Annotated in this window: 14 protein-coding genes; 6 read left to right on the top strand and 8 right to left on the bottom strand. The window is 38.0% G+C overall.

Going from position 1 to position 15,851, the window contains the following annotated elements; translation table 11 throughout:
• The first annotated feature begins 319 nt into the window (after positions 1-319).
• On the top strand, positions 320-493 hold the full coding sequence (locus tag FJR09_RS20710) for a copy number control protein (protein ID WP_152608816.1): 174 nt from the start codon (positions 320-322) through the stop codon (positions 491-493).
• A gap of 109 nt (positions 494-602) precedes the next feature.
• On the opposite strand, the gene FJR09_RS20705 is transcribed toward FJR09_RS20710, so the two are convergent.
• From FJR09_RS20705 to FJR09_RS20690, 4 genes are all read right to left on the bottom strand, one after another.
• Positions 603-1,880 carry a DUF4407 domain-containing protein gene (locus FJR09_RS20705; RefSeq protein ID WP_168652952.1) on the bottom strand — a complete coding sequence of 426 codons (1,278 nt, stop codon included), beginning with the start codon at positions 1,878-1,880 and terminating at the stop codon, positions 603-605.
• A gap of 93 nt (positions 1,881-1,973) precedes the next feature.
• On the bottom strand, positions 1,974-4,529 hold the full coding sequence (locus tag FJR09_RS20700) for an SPFH domain-containing protein (RefSeq protein ID WP_168652951.1): 2,556 nt from the start codon (positions 4,527-4,529) through the stop codon (positions 1,974-1,976).
• Positions 4,530-4,653: 124 nt separating this feature from the next.
• Positions 4,654-5,556 (bottom strand): GUN4 domain-containing protein, encoded by a 903-nt coding sequence (locus FJR09_RS20695; RefSeq protein WP_168652950.1) that lies wholly within the window; start codon positions 5,554-5,556, stop codon positions 4,654-4,656.
• Positions 5,557-5,559: 3 nt separating this feature from the next.
• Positions 5,560-6,039, bottom strand: a complete 480-nt coding sequence (locus tag FJR09_RS20690; protein ID WP_168652949.1) for a hypothetical protein — start codon at positions 6,037-6,039, stop codon at positions 5,560-5,562.
• Between the two features lie 186 nt (positions 6,040-6,225).
• Here FJR09_RS20690 and FJR09_RS20685 point away from each other — a divergent pair, with 186 nt between their 5' ends.
• A complete protein-coding gene (locus FJR09_RS20685) occupies positions 6,226-6,465 on the top strand; it encodes a hypothetical protein (protein WP_254433172.1) in 240 nt (79 codons plus the stop codon).
• 213 nt (positions 6,466-6,678) lie between these two features.
• Here FJR09_RS20685 and glgB read toward each other — a convergent pair whose 3' ends face one another.
• From glgB to FJR09_RS20670, 3 genes are all read right to left on the bottom strand, one after another.
• Positions 6,679-8,970 carry a 1,4-alpha-glucan branching enzyme gene (gene glgB, locus FJR09_RS20680; protein WP_168652948.1) on the bottom strand — a complete coding sequence of 764 codons (2,292 nt, stop codon included), beginning with the start codon at positions 8,968-8,970 and terminating at the stop codon, positions 6,679-6,681.
• A gap of 185 nt (positions 8,971-9,155) precedes the next feature.
• Positions 9,156-9,470 (bottom strand): hypothetical protein, encoded by a 315-nt coding sequence (locus tag FJR09_RS20675; protein WP_168652947.1) that lies wholly within the window; start codon positions 9,468-9,470, stop codon positions 9,156-9,158.
• A 60-nt stretch (positions 9,471-9,530) separates the two neighbouring features.
• Entirely contained in the window at positions 9,531-10,208 is a 678-nt protein-coding gene (locus FJR09_RS20670; protein ID WP_168652946.1) for a glutathione S-transferase family protein, read from the bottom strand.
• Between the two features lie 357 nt (positions 10,209-10,565).
• On the opposite strand from FJR09_RS20670, the gene FJR09_RS20665 reads away from it, so the two are divergent.
• The 3 genes from FJR09_RS20665 (at position 10,566) to FJR09_RS20655 (ending at position 13,731) form a co-directional block, all read left to right on the top strand.
• Positions 10,566-10,862: a hypothetical protein gene (locus FJR09_RS20665; protein WP_015080542.1), complete on the top strand. Its 297-nt coding sequence runs from the start codon at positions 10,566-10,568 to the stop codon at positions 10,860-10,862.
• A gap of 308 nt (positions 10,863-11,170) precedes the next feature.
• Positions 11,171-11,842, top strand: a complete 672-nt coding sequence (locus FJR09_RS20660) for a hypothetical protein (RefSeq protein ID WP_041458056.1) — start codon at positions 11,171-11,173, stop codon at positions 11,840-11,842.
• 56 nt (positions 11,843-11,898) lie between these two features.
• Positions 11,899-13,731, top strand: a complete 1,833-nt coding sequence (locus FJR09_RS20655; RefSeq protein ID WP_168652945.1) for a penicillin-binding protein 2 — start codon at positions 11,899-11,901, stop codon at positions 13,729-13,731.
• 87 nt (positions 13,732-13,818) lie between these two features.
• Here the strand turns inward: FJR09_RS20655 and FJR09_RS20650 are convergent, their stop codons facing one another.
• Positions 13,819-14,919 carry a glutamate--cysteine ligase gene (locus tag FJR09_RS20650; protein ID WP_168652944.1) on the bottom strand — a complete coding sequence of 367 codons (1,101 nt, stop codon included), beginning with the start codon at positions 14,917-14,919 and terminating at the stop codon, positions 13,819-13,821.
• 248 nt (positions 14,920-15,167) lie between these two features.
• Between FJR09_RS20650 and FJR09_RS20645 the strand changes: the two genes are divergently transcribed.
• Complete coding sequence (locus FJR09_RS20645) at positions 15,168-15,842, top strand: Mo-dependent nitrogenase C-terminal domain-containing protein (RefSeq protein ID WP_015080538.1); 675 nt, start codon at positions 15,168-15,170, stop codon at positions 15,840-15,842.
• Positions 15,843-15,851: the final 9 nt, after the last annotated feature.

The raw sequence follows: 15,851 nt of genomic DNA, 5'->3' as shown, positions 1-15,851 counted from the left end.
CTCCTAGTCTTAATTAATCAGTAATAAATCGTTAATTGGCTTTATATTCAATACAGCCACTATATCCAGTTTTACCCATAGTGGATATATAGACAATTCTTATATTTTATTGGCTAAATGGTAATAAAATGCTATGTAGCCACTAATGCTATTTTGGAAATTAGTGGCTATAGTGGCTATATAGGAAAATACTTAGAGACTTCCAAATAAAAAAATACTCAACAACCTAATGCAAAAATCTCTCAAACCCTTATTCCTCTGTGTCCTCTGCGCCTCTGTGGTTCGTTAATCAGGATAATTTATTTCTTGGAAGTCCCTTATGGATAAAAACAAGGAGAAAGTCAATAAAACAGATATGGTACAAGTCCGCGTTAGCTTACCAGAAGATTACCGTAGGCTGTTTAAGGCATATTGCACCGAACAAAATACGGATATGAGTAAGCGTATAACTGAGTTAGTTGAAACTGAATTAAAAAGAGCAGGGAAAATTTAGCGATCGCCAACCTCAAGATGATGTGGGAAAGCAGTTGAGTCTGTTTTGAGTGAGGGATTATACTAAATAGGTTTCGCTTTATTCAGCAAAACCTGTTTAGGACAATATTTTAATCAATGTCTGAACCTAAAACTTCATCCGCAAGATATTTATAATGCTCTAGTTTATCTCTACATATTTGAATAAACATAGTATTGTATTGCTCATGCTGTTTATTAATCCTTTGAATGTCATCAATTCCTATATTTTCTAGCTTCTCTTTATTTCTTTCTTTGAGTCGAAGATATTCTATAATTAGAACCTCGACTTTTAACTCCAAATTCTTCAATTCTTCTAATTTTAAGATTTCTTTTTCTTTAATTCTATGAAGTTTTTCTTGGTTAGTTTTATATTTATTTTCTGTTTCAATAAGTTCTTCATAAAGTCCTTGCTTAGAGAGCATTTTTACCAGAATAGGAGAAATTTCAATTATAATAAATAAAAGAGTTATCAATAGGTTTGTTGAAGCAACTGTGGGATCTCTCTTGGATAATTTCTCTAAAGTGGAAAGTCTATCTAAAAGACTACCAGTAATTGTTATATTTCTTTCTGGCAGTTGCGGCGAAGAAATGTTCAAAGGAGTTACAGATTCTCCTAATCTTAAATCTCGCCGTTTTATAAGATTTTCCTTTTCCCTATCTAGCTTTTGTATTCTAGTCCTTAAAATATTAATTTTTTGCTCTAATTCTTTCCTAAGCTCATCTTTCTCTTTATAAATACTACCTCGTCCAGGTTTACGTGTTCCATCTGAACCTTCTACTTCTTGAATAACATCTGAACGTGCTTTGTAAAACTGATCTGATCGCAGCTTTTCCTCTTCCATCAAAGACTGAATTTCTACATTTATTTGATTTATTCTTCGAGATTCCGTACTATCCTCCAATTCTTTTTGACGGTTCTGCCTTGCTTCTTTTCGTCTTTGAATTTCTGCTTGTTGTAATTCTTGGTTGATTTCTCTCTCGAATAGCCTTAATTCAAGGGGTTTGGCAACAACCAAGCTTAATAAAACTGCTATACTTAGCCGAAGAATAGATGCCATGAAAAACTGCCGTTTTGAAGCAGATTTTTCCTGATTTGCAGTTAGTATAAAAAAACGGTCTAGGTTGAAAATTGTACAGCCCCAAGCAGTACCTAAAGCAATTGAAACTGGAAGAGAACTAAAAACAGTAAAAATTGCATATCCTCCTGAGAAGAAAGCCATTATTGAGGTTAAGACGACAGTTGTGCCAATTGATTCATATTTATATCTTTCTGTTAAGCAAATTTCTCGCGCCAAGATTTCATGATCTGCACCAGCAGACCAGATTAAAAATTTTTGTAAAGTATTCAAATTGGCTTTTTTTGACACATTTATATCCTTATTGGAAACTAGAATAATTAAATTAAACTGAATCCCACTCACTACAGTAGATAATGAGTGAAACACCAGCACTTACTAACATCAGTCATCAGCGGGAGGTAAAGCTTCATTTTCTCGTGACATACCAATTTGATCATTTCTTCTTTTTGATTTCTCTCTTAATATTTCTAAGAATGCCATCTGCATAGCACTAGCTTCGACGATTCCACCTCCACTAGAATTATCGCCGCTGCCCCCACCACTAATGAATGTTTCTGGAAGTGTAATTTGGGTGTTAGCGTACGCCTCAGCCCATTTACTGTCTGATTCCAATTGGGCATAAATCTCAGGACTGAGAATCTTAACCTTCTCGGCAAACTCGTTAATACTAATGTCTTTAAGTTGCTTCTCGTAAGCAGCTTTCATATCCAATTCTTGTTGTTGTCGCTCTAAGTCAACCTGATTGTTCATTTGTTGTACTTGTGCTTCTGCTTGTGCTTGGATAAGATAGGCTTGAGTATTAAAACTTGTAATTTCCTGATTCTGTTGGGCTTTTATAACATCAGCCTGAGCTTTATTAATTTCCTGTTGTTTTATGAGACTCTGACGTTGTTGCTCTGTTAACTCTTCTTGTTTATAGTTTTCAGCTTTTTGTTGCAGAATTTGACGGTCTCTTAATAGAGCCTCTAATTCATCCGGCAAATCAATTTCTGTGATCAAAGTCTGAATTGACTGTACACCATAAGATTTAAGAGCTTCTCTAATATAGTCTGCTGCATTGCTTTGAATTTCGCCTGTTTTGTTAAAGAAATCAAGCGCGTCATATCCTTGAGCCGAAACCTGAAAATAAGAGTCAATCATAGGTCCTAGAACTTTACCTACTAAATTTTTGATGGCGGGAGATTTGACAACTTTCTGACTATTACCATCAAGAGGGTTACCATCAAGAGGGTTAGAATTGTATGCTTTCAAAGAATCAATAGGTTGAGCGCCGACTTTAAGAATCATTTTAGGGGCATCATTCTCCGCTATGCAGATAGTCTGAGTTAATTCCAACTGAAACACGAATCCATCGTTAGATCGAAGTTGCAACGGTTCAAGAACTTTATCGTAGTTTTCTTCTGATTTCCCTTCCGACTTAGACCAATTTAAAATAATTTCGTTGGTGGGAACAACATGAACACTTTTAATCCTTCTGTTCATCGCATACTTTCCTGGTGGAAGAGGCTTGCGTTGTATTCCTTTGTACCCCTCTTCTACAAGTCGAGAGTCATTTTTCGACTTGTCATCTACTGTTTCGCCGACATAGGAAATAATCACGCCAACTTGCTCGGCAAGAATTTCAACCAGAGGAACTTGTTCAACTCGAACAAACCAGGGATTTAAAGTCCAAGAACCTTCTTGCAAAAATTCTCGCTGTAAACCTTTATAACCTTGAGCTTCGATAAATTTTTGCGGGTTCTGAAAATTGTTGTGACCTTCAATTATAGCCCCAGCAATTTCCTCCTCTGGAAGTGTTTTCCCCTCAAGTGTTGTAACAATACCAATTTTGTCTTTGCCTACAGTATAAACCTTTAACTCTTCAGGTTTTACATTGTATTTTTCGGCATTAGCGGAAGTAATCACAGTAAACAGATCAGTATTAATCTGATAAGTTCTTGCCGGTAGGATTGCCAACTGTTTGCCACTTTCACCTCCATTTTCAATAAAAGCTTGAGCATCTTCAAAATTATGGCATTCAACAACTTTAGCTAAGTTTCTATCTTCAGGTCTGGTTAAACCATCGTTAGCAACAACTAAACCTATTTCTCCTTGAGGAACTTTCGTGACCGAATCAATCTTAACTTCAAATAGATCGGTATTAATTTGATAAGTACCAGGTGTTAAAAAGGCTAATTGTTTACCACTTTCACCTTGATTATAAAAAGCTTGAGCATCTTGAAAGTTATTACATTCTATGACTTTACCAAAAGTTCGACTTGTTGGTAGAGGCTTTCCACTTGTAGCCCGAACCAAACCTATTTGATCTTCTGCAATACGAACAGACTTTACTCTTTTTATTTTAAAAATATTGGTATTAATTTGATAGGTATTAGAGGTTAGGATCGCTAACTGTTTACCGCTTTGACCACCATTATCAGCAAAAGCTTGGGCATTTTGAAAGTTATTGCATTCTACGACTTTGCCAAAAGCTTGACCTGGCGGCAGGGGTTTACCCTCTCTGGCCTCAATGAGACCTATTTCGTCTTCGCGTATACGAATAACATTCACTATCTCAACGGAGAATAACTCAGTATTGATACGATAAGTACCAGTAGTTAAGGTTGCTCGCTGTTTTCCTTTTTGTCCACCATTCTTGATAAATGCCTTAGCATCTTGAAAATCATTACAGTCGACTGCTTTTCCAAAGTTTTCACCTGGGGGTAAACTTGCACCATCTCTGGCATCAACTAGACCAACTTCATCGGCTGCGATCACAATTGCCTTAACTATGCGAATTTCAACATTAGGCAAATTAAGATGGAGTCCAGGGGGAAGAATATCAGCTTGTAAACCAATCTCTCCATTGATTGCAACTCGGCGACCCATAGGAAGGGGACTACCAAATCTTTTATAAATAATTCCAATTTCATCTTCTTTGATATCAATGAAAACCATTGTGTGTGCTTCCTTATTTTATTTTTCTAGTTTTTTATTTTATGTTTTAATTAAAATCATTCATCCTCAATTTTTGTCCATTACTAAAAAACATTTTTTGTTTTTCCTTTTTATTAACCAATTTTTACAACCGAGGTAAAAAGAATTGCAAACTGTCTCTCCATTTACCTAACTTCTCGGTACTGGAAGGAAACCTAAAAGTAGGTAAATGTCCATCAGGAGCGTTTAAGGAAAAATCAAATTCATCATAATTCATCAGTAAATTATTATTTACTCGCCAACCGACTTGATCGGCAAATTTAAGAAATAAAGAAGGGTTGTAATTTATTGAAATATCAAAATTTTTAGATTCAGCTTGAATTTTTAGCCAGATATTTTTTTGCACACTATAACCAAACTTTTGGTTGCTTGCCTCCAACCACAGACAATCTATTTTTCTCAGGTCTTCAGATGGAATGTTGAGGATATCTTTCGATGTTAGCCAGCCTTCTTTGGTTTTTTTGGCAATTTGGAGCATGACTTGCATTGTTTCCACATCTGCTGCTTTCCATTCTTTTTTTTTTAAAAGAAGATGACTAAGTTTATCGTAGTTACCCCTCAAATTAATATGATTATTTGCCTCCGAATATAGAGGATATGGATTGCGTCCATCTTCTATTTCGTGATCTAATTCATCCTTTTTTTCAAATTTTTCCTCTTTTTTTGGGCTTGTTAAATTATCACCAGTAATTCTATCAATCAAAATTGTACTACTTCCAATTGGAGGTGGAAGTGGAAGTGGAGGGATTACAATTCGAGATCGTAATCTCTCCTCCATATCCCCGATTTCTTTTCGCAAAGACTCTATTTGGATGTCTATGTCCTGAATTTTTTTTTCAGCAAGCTTAATTTCTTGATTTAGTTCAAATTCTTGAGGCGCATTAGAAATATATGCTAATTTCTTTTGAAAAGAGGCAATTTTTCCATAATTGGTAATTTTAGCTTCCTCTAACTCCCTTAAAAGTTGTTCTAGCCTTTCCTTTGACATTCTCTATCTCCTAACCAATCTTTGAATTGCCTTCCAAGTTTGATCCATCAATCCCTCTGTATCCATCTCCAATTCATAGGAAGCAATCGCCGGAATTAACGGTAAAGTTAGTTTCAACTTAGCTGAGGCTGTTTTGTCCAAATCATTTAACTTGGTTCTGATGTCTTGTAATAATGGAATCAGTTCGGAAGGGTATTCACTAGGGGAAACGCACTCAATAGACTCGACTGCTTGTTCTAGATGAACCAGTTGAGTTATAGCCTCTTCATCAGAAATTACAATTGCTTCTTTTGGGTAAATATCCCAATATTCAGCTTCGTATTGGCGAATACTAGGTAAAATATCTCGTTTAATATGTTGCTTTAGTTCAAATTTAGCAGGAGTATGAGAGTTAACAATTAGCTCCTTTTGAAACTCCCCTAACTTTTCGTAAAGCAGATCCAAGAGTTCCTTTAAATCTACTAACCGTTGGCGATCAGTCATGGACATTAATACTGTAAAGTTTATTAATCATAGTATAATCTACCTTCCGCATTTTCTCCCACACAGGAATTATGCACCTTATATGCCTTTAAGAGCGATCGCATATCGAGATTTGCTATGAAATAAAATCTAAATAATAGATTTAGAGCTAACGCTCATGTACGACAATACAATTGCCGTACTACCATGCCAACATACTTATACTTTGGTGAAAACGAATTCTTTCTAAATCGCACCATCAAACAACTAAAAACCCACACTCTAGATCAACAATGGGCAAACTTTAACTATACAGAATACCCCCCAGAATCTAAAGAAACCATTCCTCAAGCATTATCCGATATCATGACACCACCAGTTGGGAGTGGAGGAAGATTAGTACATTTGCCCAACAGCACATTACTGGGAGTTTGTTCATTTGATTAATTTCCCCCCTTTCTAAGCTACGGTGTACACACAAGTCCTATCTATCTTCGTTTTGTGCCTATTTCGCCCCCTAAATCTCCCAAGTTTGGGGGACTTTCAAATTCTTGTTCCCCCAGAATTGGGGGTTAGGGGGCGGTTCTTATACCTCATAATACCGAGAAGTGCTGTAAATCATAAAAACAATATAGGGTAGGCAATGCCCACCCTACAGGATTATTCCATTACCTGTGCAGATTTCTGTTTATCCAACTTGAGCATCAACACACCCAAAGGAGGTAAACATAAATCCAAGGAATAAGGACGATTATGCAAAGACCAATCATCAGTCCACTTACCACCTAAATTGCCCATATTACTACCGCCATACTGACGCGCATCACTATTGAACAACTCAGTGTAGAAACCCTTTTCTGGCACACCAATACGGTAGTGCGAATGGGGTTGAGGTGTAAAGTTACAAACCACAATCATAAAATCGTCAGAATTCTTGTCACGACGGACAAAGGAAACCACACTATGGCGGTTATCGGTACAATCAATCCACTCAAACCCGGCTTGATCAAAATCTTGAGTATATAAAGCTGGTTCAGAACGGTAAAAATGATTAAGAGACTGGAAAAAATCCTTTAACTGTCGGTGTGGTTCAAACTGTAATAGATGCCATTCCAAATCAGCCCAAGCATTCCACTCACTCCACTGACCAAATTCCATGCTCATAAACATGGTTTTCTTGCCGGGGTGAGCGAACATATAAGTAAACAAACAGCGGATATTAGCTAACTTCTGCCATTCATCACCGGGCATTTTGCCGATGATATTACTCTTACCATGTACCACTTCATCGTGGGACAGAGCTAACATGAAGTTCTCGCTGTGGTTATACCACATACTAAAAGTAATATTGTTTTGATGGAACTGGCGAAACCAAGGGTCCATGCTGAAGTAATCCAGCATATCGTGCATCCAGCCCATATTCCACTTTAAGTTAAAGCCCAATCCGCCCGTATAGGTAGGCCAAGATACCATTGGCCAAGATGTGGACTCCTCCGCAATGGAAAGCACACCAGGGTAATAACTAAATAACAAGCTATTAACTTGACGTAAAAAATCTGCCGCTTCTAAATTTTCTCGACCACCATATTCGTTAGTCAACCATTCTCCTGGTTTTCGGCAGTAGTCAAGGTAAAGCATGGAAGCAACCGCATCAACACGAATTCCGTCAATGTGGTATTTATCAAACCAGAACAGGGCATTAGCCACTAGGAAATTACGGACTTCATGGCGATTGTAGTTAAAAACTAAAGTCCCCCATTCTTTATGTTCACCTTTGCGAGCATCAGAGTGTTCATACAAGTGACTACCATCAAAGAAGGCTAAACCATGACCATCTTTGGGGAAGTGGCCAGGAACCCAATCTACAATGACACCAATACCATTGTTATGGCATTCATCCACAAAGTACATGAAGTCTTCAGGTGTACCAAAGCGGGAAGTAGGCGCAAAGTAACCAGTTACTTGATAACCCCAAGAACCATCAAAGGGATGTTCGGCAATTGGGAGGAGTTCTAAATGGGTATATCCTAATTTCTTAACGTAGGGAATGAGTTTATCTGCTAGTTCCCGATAAGTCAGAAACCGAGCGCCGGGTTTTAGTTCAGAAACGACAACTACAGCTTCAGTTTCCCCATTGGGTAATTTGGCAGGTTCAGCACTAGCAGCGTGTAACCAAGAACCTAAATGGACTTCGTAAACGGAAATGGGTTGACTCAAGGGGTCACTGTGTCGCCGCTTTTCCAGCCAGTCTTCGTCTTTCCAGGTGTAGGAATTTAAGTCAGTGACAATAGATGCGGTTTTTGGCCGGGGTTCTTGCTGGAAACCGTAGGGATCGGATTTTTCGTAAATATGCCCTTCAAAATTTTTGATTTCGTATTTGTAATGTTCTCCTACACCTATTTCGGGAATAAATAATTCCCAAATGCCTGTGTGTCCTTTCCGCATCTGGTGTTTGCGTCCATCCCACAGGTTAAAATCTCCCAATAAGGAAACGTTGCGGGCATTGGGGGCCCAAACGGCAAAATAAACGCCTTTGACACCATCTACTTCTGTGGTGTGCGCTCCCAATTTCTCGTAAATGCGGTGATGGTTGCCTTCACTAAATAAATGTAGATCGAATTCTGTTAATTTGGCAGAACGGAAAGCGTAGGGATCATTAACTACCCGCTCATGTTCCCCTTCTTTAATGCGTAACTGATAATTTTTTAGTTCTGGGGTTTCAATGGTGCATTCAAAAAAGTGTGGATTATGCACTGTATCCATGGGGTATTCTTTCCGTTCCTCTGGAACTACTACCCACGCAGCGCTGGCATTTGGGAGATAGGCTCGCACAGCCCAGACAGTTTTACCATTTTGCTCGATGAGATGAGAACCCAGAATTTCAAAGGGATCGTGATGTTGATTGCCAACAATGCGATTAACCTGTTCAGGGGCGACTGTGGTTGTGGACATGAAGCTACCTATGTGATATATGGTGATTAACTAAATCTACTTTTTAACTATTCATATTCTTGCATCTTTGTCGCCACTGTCAGTTGTCAGTTGTCAGTTGTCAGTTGTCAGAAATAAATTCCTCCCCAACTTCCCCAACTTCCCCAACTTCCCCTGTTCCCTGTTCCCTGTTCCCTCTTGCCTAATTAAATACTTAAAAATGGGAAAAGTTGTAATAATGTTTTGCGTAGTTGCAGCAAAAATACTTTATCGCGGATACCAGAAGCTAAACGTGGTGGTGGACTTATTTGGATTTGTGCTTGCAATTCGGCATATTCTGCGGGCGTGAGGATTCTGCCATCAATGGGCGATCGCACTGTTAGAATAATCTCTGTCCGCAATATCTCTTCTGGTATATCTTCTTGTGGTGGTAATGCCATCACTGCTTTACCACTATGACCCACTAATACGATTAAAATGCTAGTAGTAACGCCCAAAATAAGCAGCAGTATCCGTTTCATCCTAACTCCTAACTCCTAACTCCTAACTCCTGACTCCTGACTCCTGACTCCTGACTCCTGCTATAATTTCTCAAGTCCTGGTGGTAATGGTTCAGCACATAGCTGGTGGATATTGATAATTCGTTCAAAAACCTGTGGATACTCCTGACGATAATCGGGAATCAATGCTAAAGGACTCAATAAAGCCGCCGCCGCAATATCAGCTATACTCAAGCGGCTACCCACTAAATAATCACTTTTTTGCCAATATGCAGATAATACTAACAAAGCATTGGCGAGTCTTTTTCGCGCTAATTCAACGGTAGTATCATTAATACCATATTGTTGTCTAACTATTTTAATCACCATTTGGCTAAATAGCGAAGGGTCAATTGACTTACCTTCACTAGCGCGAAATTGATAATATACAAACCTAGTAGCTGTTCCTATACTTTCATCTAACCAATCTTCCAACATCGCAGCTTGAGTTTGCTGTTCTGAATTGGGTAGAAATAGAGCAGGTTCAGGTTGATAGCTTTCTAAAAATTTGAAAATTTCTGTAGAGTCAGCAATAGTTTGGGGTTGTCCGACAATTTGGGGTAACAGTACCGGTAGTGTTGTTAACCCAGTTAAGGGCTTGACCTTTAAAATATGCAGCCCTGGAGTTAAATTTTCAACTTGATAACTAATTCCCTTATAACCCAATGCCAATCGGGCTTTGCGACAATAATGAGATGTACTAAATTGCAGTAACAACATACATTGATCTTACTTGGTTAATGAGATACACAAGTAACGTAGTTTAACCTTGGTCAAACAGCGTTAATTGCTGATAATTCGCTCTCTGATTGACCTTACTCGTAAGGAGAGCTTTTAGGTTCTAGACTAAGTGAAAACGAACATAAAAAAAATCAAACTGGGCGAGAACTGAATCTAGCCCAGAAGCAAAACCTGATGAATGTTCCTGTTTTTTACCCAACTTGATACCATTAGGCAGTTGAATCTTTAGTCTTTATCCACAAATTATCCTAACTTTCTCAGTAGAGTTTTGTGAAAAATAATTTTTAAAGAGTCAACTAATCACGAGGGCGATGTATTACCCTATACTAAGGTTTTTTGGGAGTAGCCGCAGGAGAGGTTGTCGCCGCAGGAGAAGTTGTCGCCGCAGGAGAGGTTGTCGCTGCAGGAGAGGTTGTCGCCGCAGGAGAGGTTGTCGCCGCAGGGGTAGCACCAGTATCTGCTGGTTCGCCACCTGTGGTTGCTGCTGGAGAACTGGTAGTACCTGCTGGTTCACTACCACCTTCACAAGCTCCAAGCATGGTAGCCAGACTTAACATTAGAGCCAAACCAAAAATTCTTGTCTTCATAACTCCTCTTTCACCAATTGTGGCAATAAAATATGCAGCCTGTTGAATAAGATACCTTATTTATTGATTTTTTTTTAGGACTTTTTGATTACATATTTCAACTCATTCTTTTTTGTAACATTTTTGTAGATTATATGTAACACGAATAGATCATGATTAAGAGTTAGAATAGCTTCAAATTCTTGATCTAATTAATGCAACTTTAGGTTAAAACCACCTGAGTCGTTTTTCATCCCCTGTCTAAAGCATATAAGGCATTGCTACGCAATGCTTATTCAGGGGCTTTCAAACTTCCCAGTCTTTCTTGTAAAATTCAATCAAGTCAAAAATAAAGTATTTACCATCAGAAAAATTATGGTTTTTGAACGTAAATCAGCAGTTTCCCCAAAAAATGCCTGGTTATGGGGCAAGTTTCCTTTGTCATTGAATAGACGACGTTCTCGAAGTCCGAATAAAAAGACACAGAATTTCTCCCGACTTCTGAGTGAACCGATAGCAGTTAAATCACCTATTTCCCGGAATGCTTGGATAAATTTAAATTTTTTAGGTTCTCGCAGAAATAAGACAGCAACCCGCATTTCCAGCTTAGAAACGAGTAAAAAACAACCTACCGGGACCGATAAACAATCAACTGCTACTCTAAATAAAATGAGTAATGCTGCGACTATGCCAACATGGTTGCTACGTATGTATACAGTTAATCGCTATTCATCCGTTTTCACATTTTTATTAGTGGTAGCGACATTAATAGTTTATGGTTGTACAGTATATTCTCAAGAGCTTTGGAGTGACTCGTACCGTAAACTACAAAGCTTACAACGTCATGAGCGACAGTTAAATACTGCCAATGCGACACTGACTAGCAAAATGGCACAGGAAGCCGAACAGCCTGGGACGGAAATGGTATCACCAACTTCTGAAGGGACAATTTTCTTACCACCAACATCTAATAATTATCCCAAATCGTCATTTTCAACTTCTCAACCAGAATTACAACCTGAACCTCCTTCTCCATTAGGATATTAATTGGTAATTGGTCAAATTCTTTCTATTTCCTATTCCCTAACTTATATGTTGCTCTAATGGTGAAGTCATCAATTAAAACAAAATTGAGAAATTTACGTAATTTAGAATTCAGACGACAACGAAAGTTCTCTAAACAAACTCAAATAGGAAATATTGATCCGAAAATACCGGAAAACCCACCCAATATTAAATTACGATTGTTGGCTGTGTGGGGTGTGTTAATGATTGCTATGCTAGGGTTGGCATTTAACTTATATCAGTTACAAATTGTTCAGGGAAAAAAGCTGACTCAAAAGGCACGAAACCAGCAAATGGTCAATTTACGCCCTTATATGCCCCGTCGTCCGGTAGTAGATCGGGGTAATAATATATTGGCTATTGACCGTCCTGTTTATAATGTCTATAGCCATCCCAAGTTATTTGATCTATCCCAGGAGGAAATTGCTGAGAAAATTGCTCCAGTTATTGGCAGAGAAAAGGCTGATTTAGTTAAAATATTCCAAAGTAAACGCAGTGGAATTTTACTAGCTTCTGGTGTTTCTGAAGATATTACTGATAAGTTGATATCACTCCGCTTGAATGGGTTCGAGTTTATTCAAAAATACTCTCGATTTTATCCCCAAGATGATTTGGTAGCAGATGTGGTGGGCTATGTTAATCTTGACCGTCGTGGTCAGGCTGGTGTGGAATATAGTCAGGAGAAGTTACTAGAACGTTCTGGACAAACAGTTCGGATGAGTAAGTCTGGTAATGGGTCATTGATGCCGGATTATGCGACTGAGGGATTTCTGCATTTTGATGATTTAAAACTGCAATTAACTATTGATAGCCGTGTGCAACGGGTAGCCCGTGGGGCATTAAAAGAACAAATGACTAAATTTAGTGCCAAACGGGGCGCAGTGGTTGTCATGGATGCGGTTGATGGTTCAATACTTGCTTTGGTTTCCCAACCTACCTATAACCCAAATCAATATGCTAAATCTGATATTTCTCTGTTTAGAAATTGGACTGTGGCTGATCTTTATGAACCGGGATCAACTTTTAAACCTGTAAATGTGGCAATCGCTCTAGAAAATGGTGCAATCAAACCAGACGATACTTTTGAAGATCCTGGTTCGATTAAAATCGGGACACATACGATCAAAAATGCCGAAAAAACTGGTTATCGCCGATTAACTATTCCTGAGATTTTACAAACTTCTAGTAACATTGGCATGGTGAGAATCATTCAACGATTAAAACCATCCATATACTACAACTGGCTAGAACGTTTAGGACTAGGACAAAAAGTTGAAACGGATTTACCCTTTGAAGTTATGGGTCAACTAAAAAGTCAAGAACAATTTATCTCTTCAGCCATTGAACCAGCCACAACATCTTTTGGACAAGGTTTTTCTCTAACTCCATTACAACTGGTACAACTACATGGTGCATTAGCTAATGGGGGCAAATTAGTGACACCTCATGTAGTCCGAGGATTAATTGATAGTCAAGGAGTAACGCACTATTCACTGACTCTCCCAGAACCACGGCAAATTTTTTCAGCTACAACTACTCAAAAGGTTGTGGAAATGATGGAAACAGTAGTGAATGTGGGTACTGGTAAAGCTGCAAAAATTTCCGGATATCGCATTGGTGGAAAAACGGGAACGGCCCAAAAAGCTAGTCCTAATGGTGGATATATTAAGGGTGCAAGAATTACCAGTTTTGTCGCTATTTTGCCCGTGGAATCTCCTCGCTATGTAGTGTTTGCAGTTGTGGATGAACCAAAGGGAGAAAATGCCTATGGTTCTACAGTAGCTGCACCAATTGTGAAAACTGTGATGGAATCACTAATTCCTATTGAACAAATTCCTCCTAGTCAGGAAAAGGAGGAAAAGAAAAAGTAATTCGTCATTGGTGATTGGTGATTGGTCATTGGTGATTGGTGATTGGTGATTGGTGATTGGTGATTGGTGATTGGTAAATATTACCTATTACCTGTTATAACTTTTCTTGAGAGTGGCTTCAATTGAACCTAAATTTTGGAACAACTGAATTAATTCATGAGATTTTGTTTTTTTCTCGGATAAAATGACTTTTAATGGAGTTAAAAATTCAAGATCAGGATCATCTTTCAGGGCAATTTCAGCAACTTGTAAAAGTTTGTAAGAGTTAACGAAAATGTCTTCATTTTCAAAGCCTGATTTTGCCGAAATTTGGTGTAAATTAGCATCAGGTATCATAGCTCTACCTGGTAAAGTTTCATCTAATACTAAACCTTTTAATAAAGCTAATAAACCTGCATAAATAGCGAAATTATCACAACTATCACAAGCTTTAAATTCTATCCGTCCTACTTCTGAGGGAATGCGGGCAACTTTTGTTAATGAGGGAATACTTTTAATCAGTTCTTCTGCTGTTTCTAAAAAAACTAATGTTGCGGATCTTTTTCCTGTTCTAATAAATGTCCTCACTGATAAACCTTCCCATAAACCACCATTATAAAAAGGAGAACTATAACTAAAAGGAATGATGTAAGGGCTGTAATAAGTTAACTTTTTACCAATGTCAATTAACCTTTCAGTAGATAAATTTGCCATAGAAATATTTAAATCTGGTCCATAGGAAACCATATAAATATGAGCAGTTTGTTCATCTGGATAAGCTTGTAATTGCCTAATTTCAAAATCATTTAATGGGGGTTGTGGTTTAAATACGCAAGTATAGGGATTAAAACTGGCTAAAACAGGTGAAAACCCAAAGTTAGCAGCAACATCACGTAATAAAATAAAACTTGCGGTTAATTCATCAATTGCTCCTTGAATAGTAGAGTGGATAGTTGTTCTAATTTCAATACCTTTAGCTACACAGTCAATTACTTCTTCAGAGTCGCTAAATCTTTCAAATCCTTCAATATACCACCGCTTTTTCTTAATCCCAGCATCACCAACTCTTAATTGTGGGTAGTCAGTGGGATAGATAGGTAATTTGTCAACAATTTGCTGAAAATCTGCAAATTTTGTATTCTGGAAATCTGCGAATTTTCCTTGATGATTGAGAAAAGCAACTTCATGTTCAATACCAAAGGAGAACATACTTTATACCTAATTAATGATAAATATAATCAATTATATCCATATTTTATGCCGTTGTGAATCAATACTGCTTAGTTCAGGCTAAAAAGTCCTGATCTCGGAGGTTGAGTTGAAGCAAGGAAACCCAACAAAATTCCTGATCATGTTGGACTACATTTACTTTATTTTTACCAATTAAATGTACAGAAATTTAGTTATCTTCAAGGTAACTTAATATTGACTAATAAAAATTACAGGACTGAGTTTTTATGACAACTACTGCTCAAACTCCTTACAGTAGCGAACAAATTATTGCTTGGTTACGTGGATTACTGACTATTGCTTGGGCTGATGGTAACTTTGATACTCAAGAACAGGAATTAATTACTAATCTGACCAAAGATGAATTAGCCCCTGCTGTTGATTGGAATACTCTAGAGATAATTGAACCAGATGAATTAGCGGCTATATTGGGTAAAGGTACGCCTGTAGCGGAAAATTTCTTGCGGACAGCGGTAATGGTAGCGATCGCTGATGGTATATACTCACCTAGTGAAGATGACCTACTTCAGCAATTGTGTCAAAAATTAGAACTGCAAGAAAGTTTACTCACGGCTTTACGTCAGACCCTAGAAGATACCTCACAAACAAACAATTTCCCCTCTACTGGACTTCAAGCCCCACACCCAGACGCTTTACGTCCCTTGCGTCAGTGGTTAGACGGTTTAGATATTCAAGACCCCAGATTGGCGAAATTTTTGTGTAAGATGATTCCTTCCCAGTGTCCCTTTGAAAGAGATGTAACTCTATTCGGGCGGAAAATAGTTCATATTCCGCCATTGTGTAAAATTAACCCCCTTTATGAACAAATGGTAGGTTTACGCTTTCGCGCCCTTTCCTACCTAGCAGACGACTGTGGCGAGGATGTTACACCTTATATTTAAATTAGTTGT

This window comes from Dolichospermum sp. UHCC 0406 (genome assembly GCF_009712025.1).
GTDB classification, from domain to species: domain Bacteria; phylum Cyanobacteriota; class Cyanobacteriia; order Cyanobacteriales; family Nostocaceae; genus Dolichospermum; species Dolichospermum lemmermannii.
This window is presented reverse-complemented; position numbering and strand designations above follow the sequence as displayed.

What these genes read in the sequence shown, in the direction of transcription:
- FJR09_RS20675 (WP_168652947.1), bottom strand. Translation starts at nt 9,470, where the DNA reads ATGAAACGGATACTGCTGCTTATTTTGGGCGTTACTACTAGCATTTTA.
- FJR09_RS20685 (WP_254433172.1), top strand. Translation starts at nt 6,226, where the DNA reads ATGCCAACATACTTATACTTTGGTGAAAACGAATTCTTTCTAAATCGC.
- glgB (WP_168652948.1), bottom strand. Translation starts at nt 8,970, where the DNA reads ATGTCCACAACCACAGTCGCCCCTGAACAGGTTAATCGCATTGTTGGC.
- FJR09_RS20650 (WP_168652944.1), bottom strand. Translation starts at nt 14,919, where the DNA reads ATGTTCTCCTTTGGTATTGAACATGAAGTTGCTTTTCTCAATCATCAA.
- FJR09_RS20655 (WP_168652945.1), top strand. Translation starts at nt 11,899, where the DNA reads ATGGTGAAGTCATCAATTAAAACAAAATTGAGAAATTTACGTAATTTA.
- FJR09_RS20660 (WP_041458056.1), top strand. Translation starts at nt 11,171, where the DNA reads ATGGTTTTTGAACGTAAATCAGCAGTTTCCCCAAAAAATGCCTGGTTA.
- FJR09_RS20695 (WP_168652950.1), bottom strand. Translation starts at nt 5,556, where the DNA reads ATGTCAAAGGAAAGGCTAGAACAACTTTTAAGGGAGTTAGAGGAAGCT.
- FJR09_RS20700 (WP_168652951.1), bottom strand. Translation starts at nt 4,529, where the DNA reads ATGGTTTTCATTGATATCAAAGAAGATGAAATTGGAATTATTTATAAA.
- FJR09_RS20645 (WP_015080538.1), top strand. Translation starts at nt 15,168, where the DNA reads ATGACAACTACTGCTCAAACTCCTTACAGTAGCGAACAAATTATTGCT.
- FJR09_RS20670 (WP_168652946.1), bottom strand. Translation starts at nt 10,208, where the DNA reads ATGTTGTTACTGCAATTTAGTACATCTCATTATTGTCGCAAAGCCCGA.
- FJR09_RS20710 (WP_152608816.1), top strand. Translation starts at nt 320, where the DNA reads ATGGATAAAAACAAGGAGAAAGTCAATAAAACAGATATGGTACAAGTC.
- FJR09_RS20690 (WP_168652949.1), bottom strand. Translation starts at nt 6,039, where the DNA reads ATGACTGATCGCCAACGGTTAGTAGATTTAAAGGAACTCTTGGATCTG.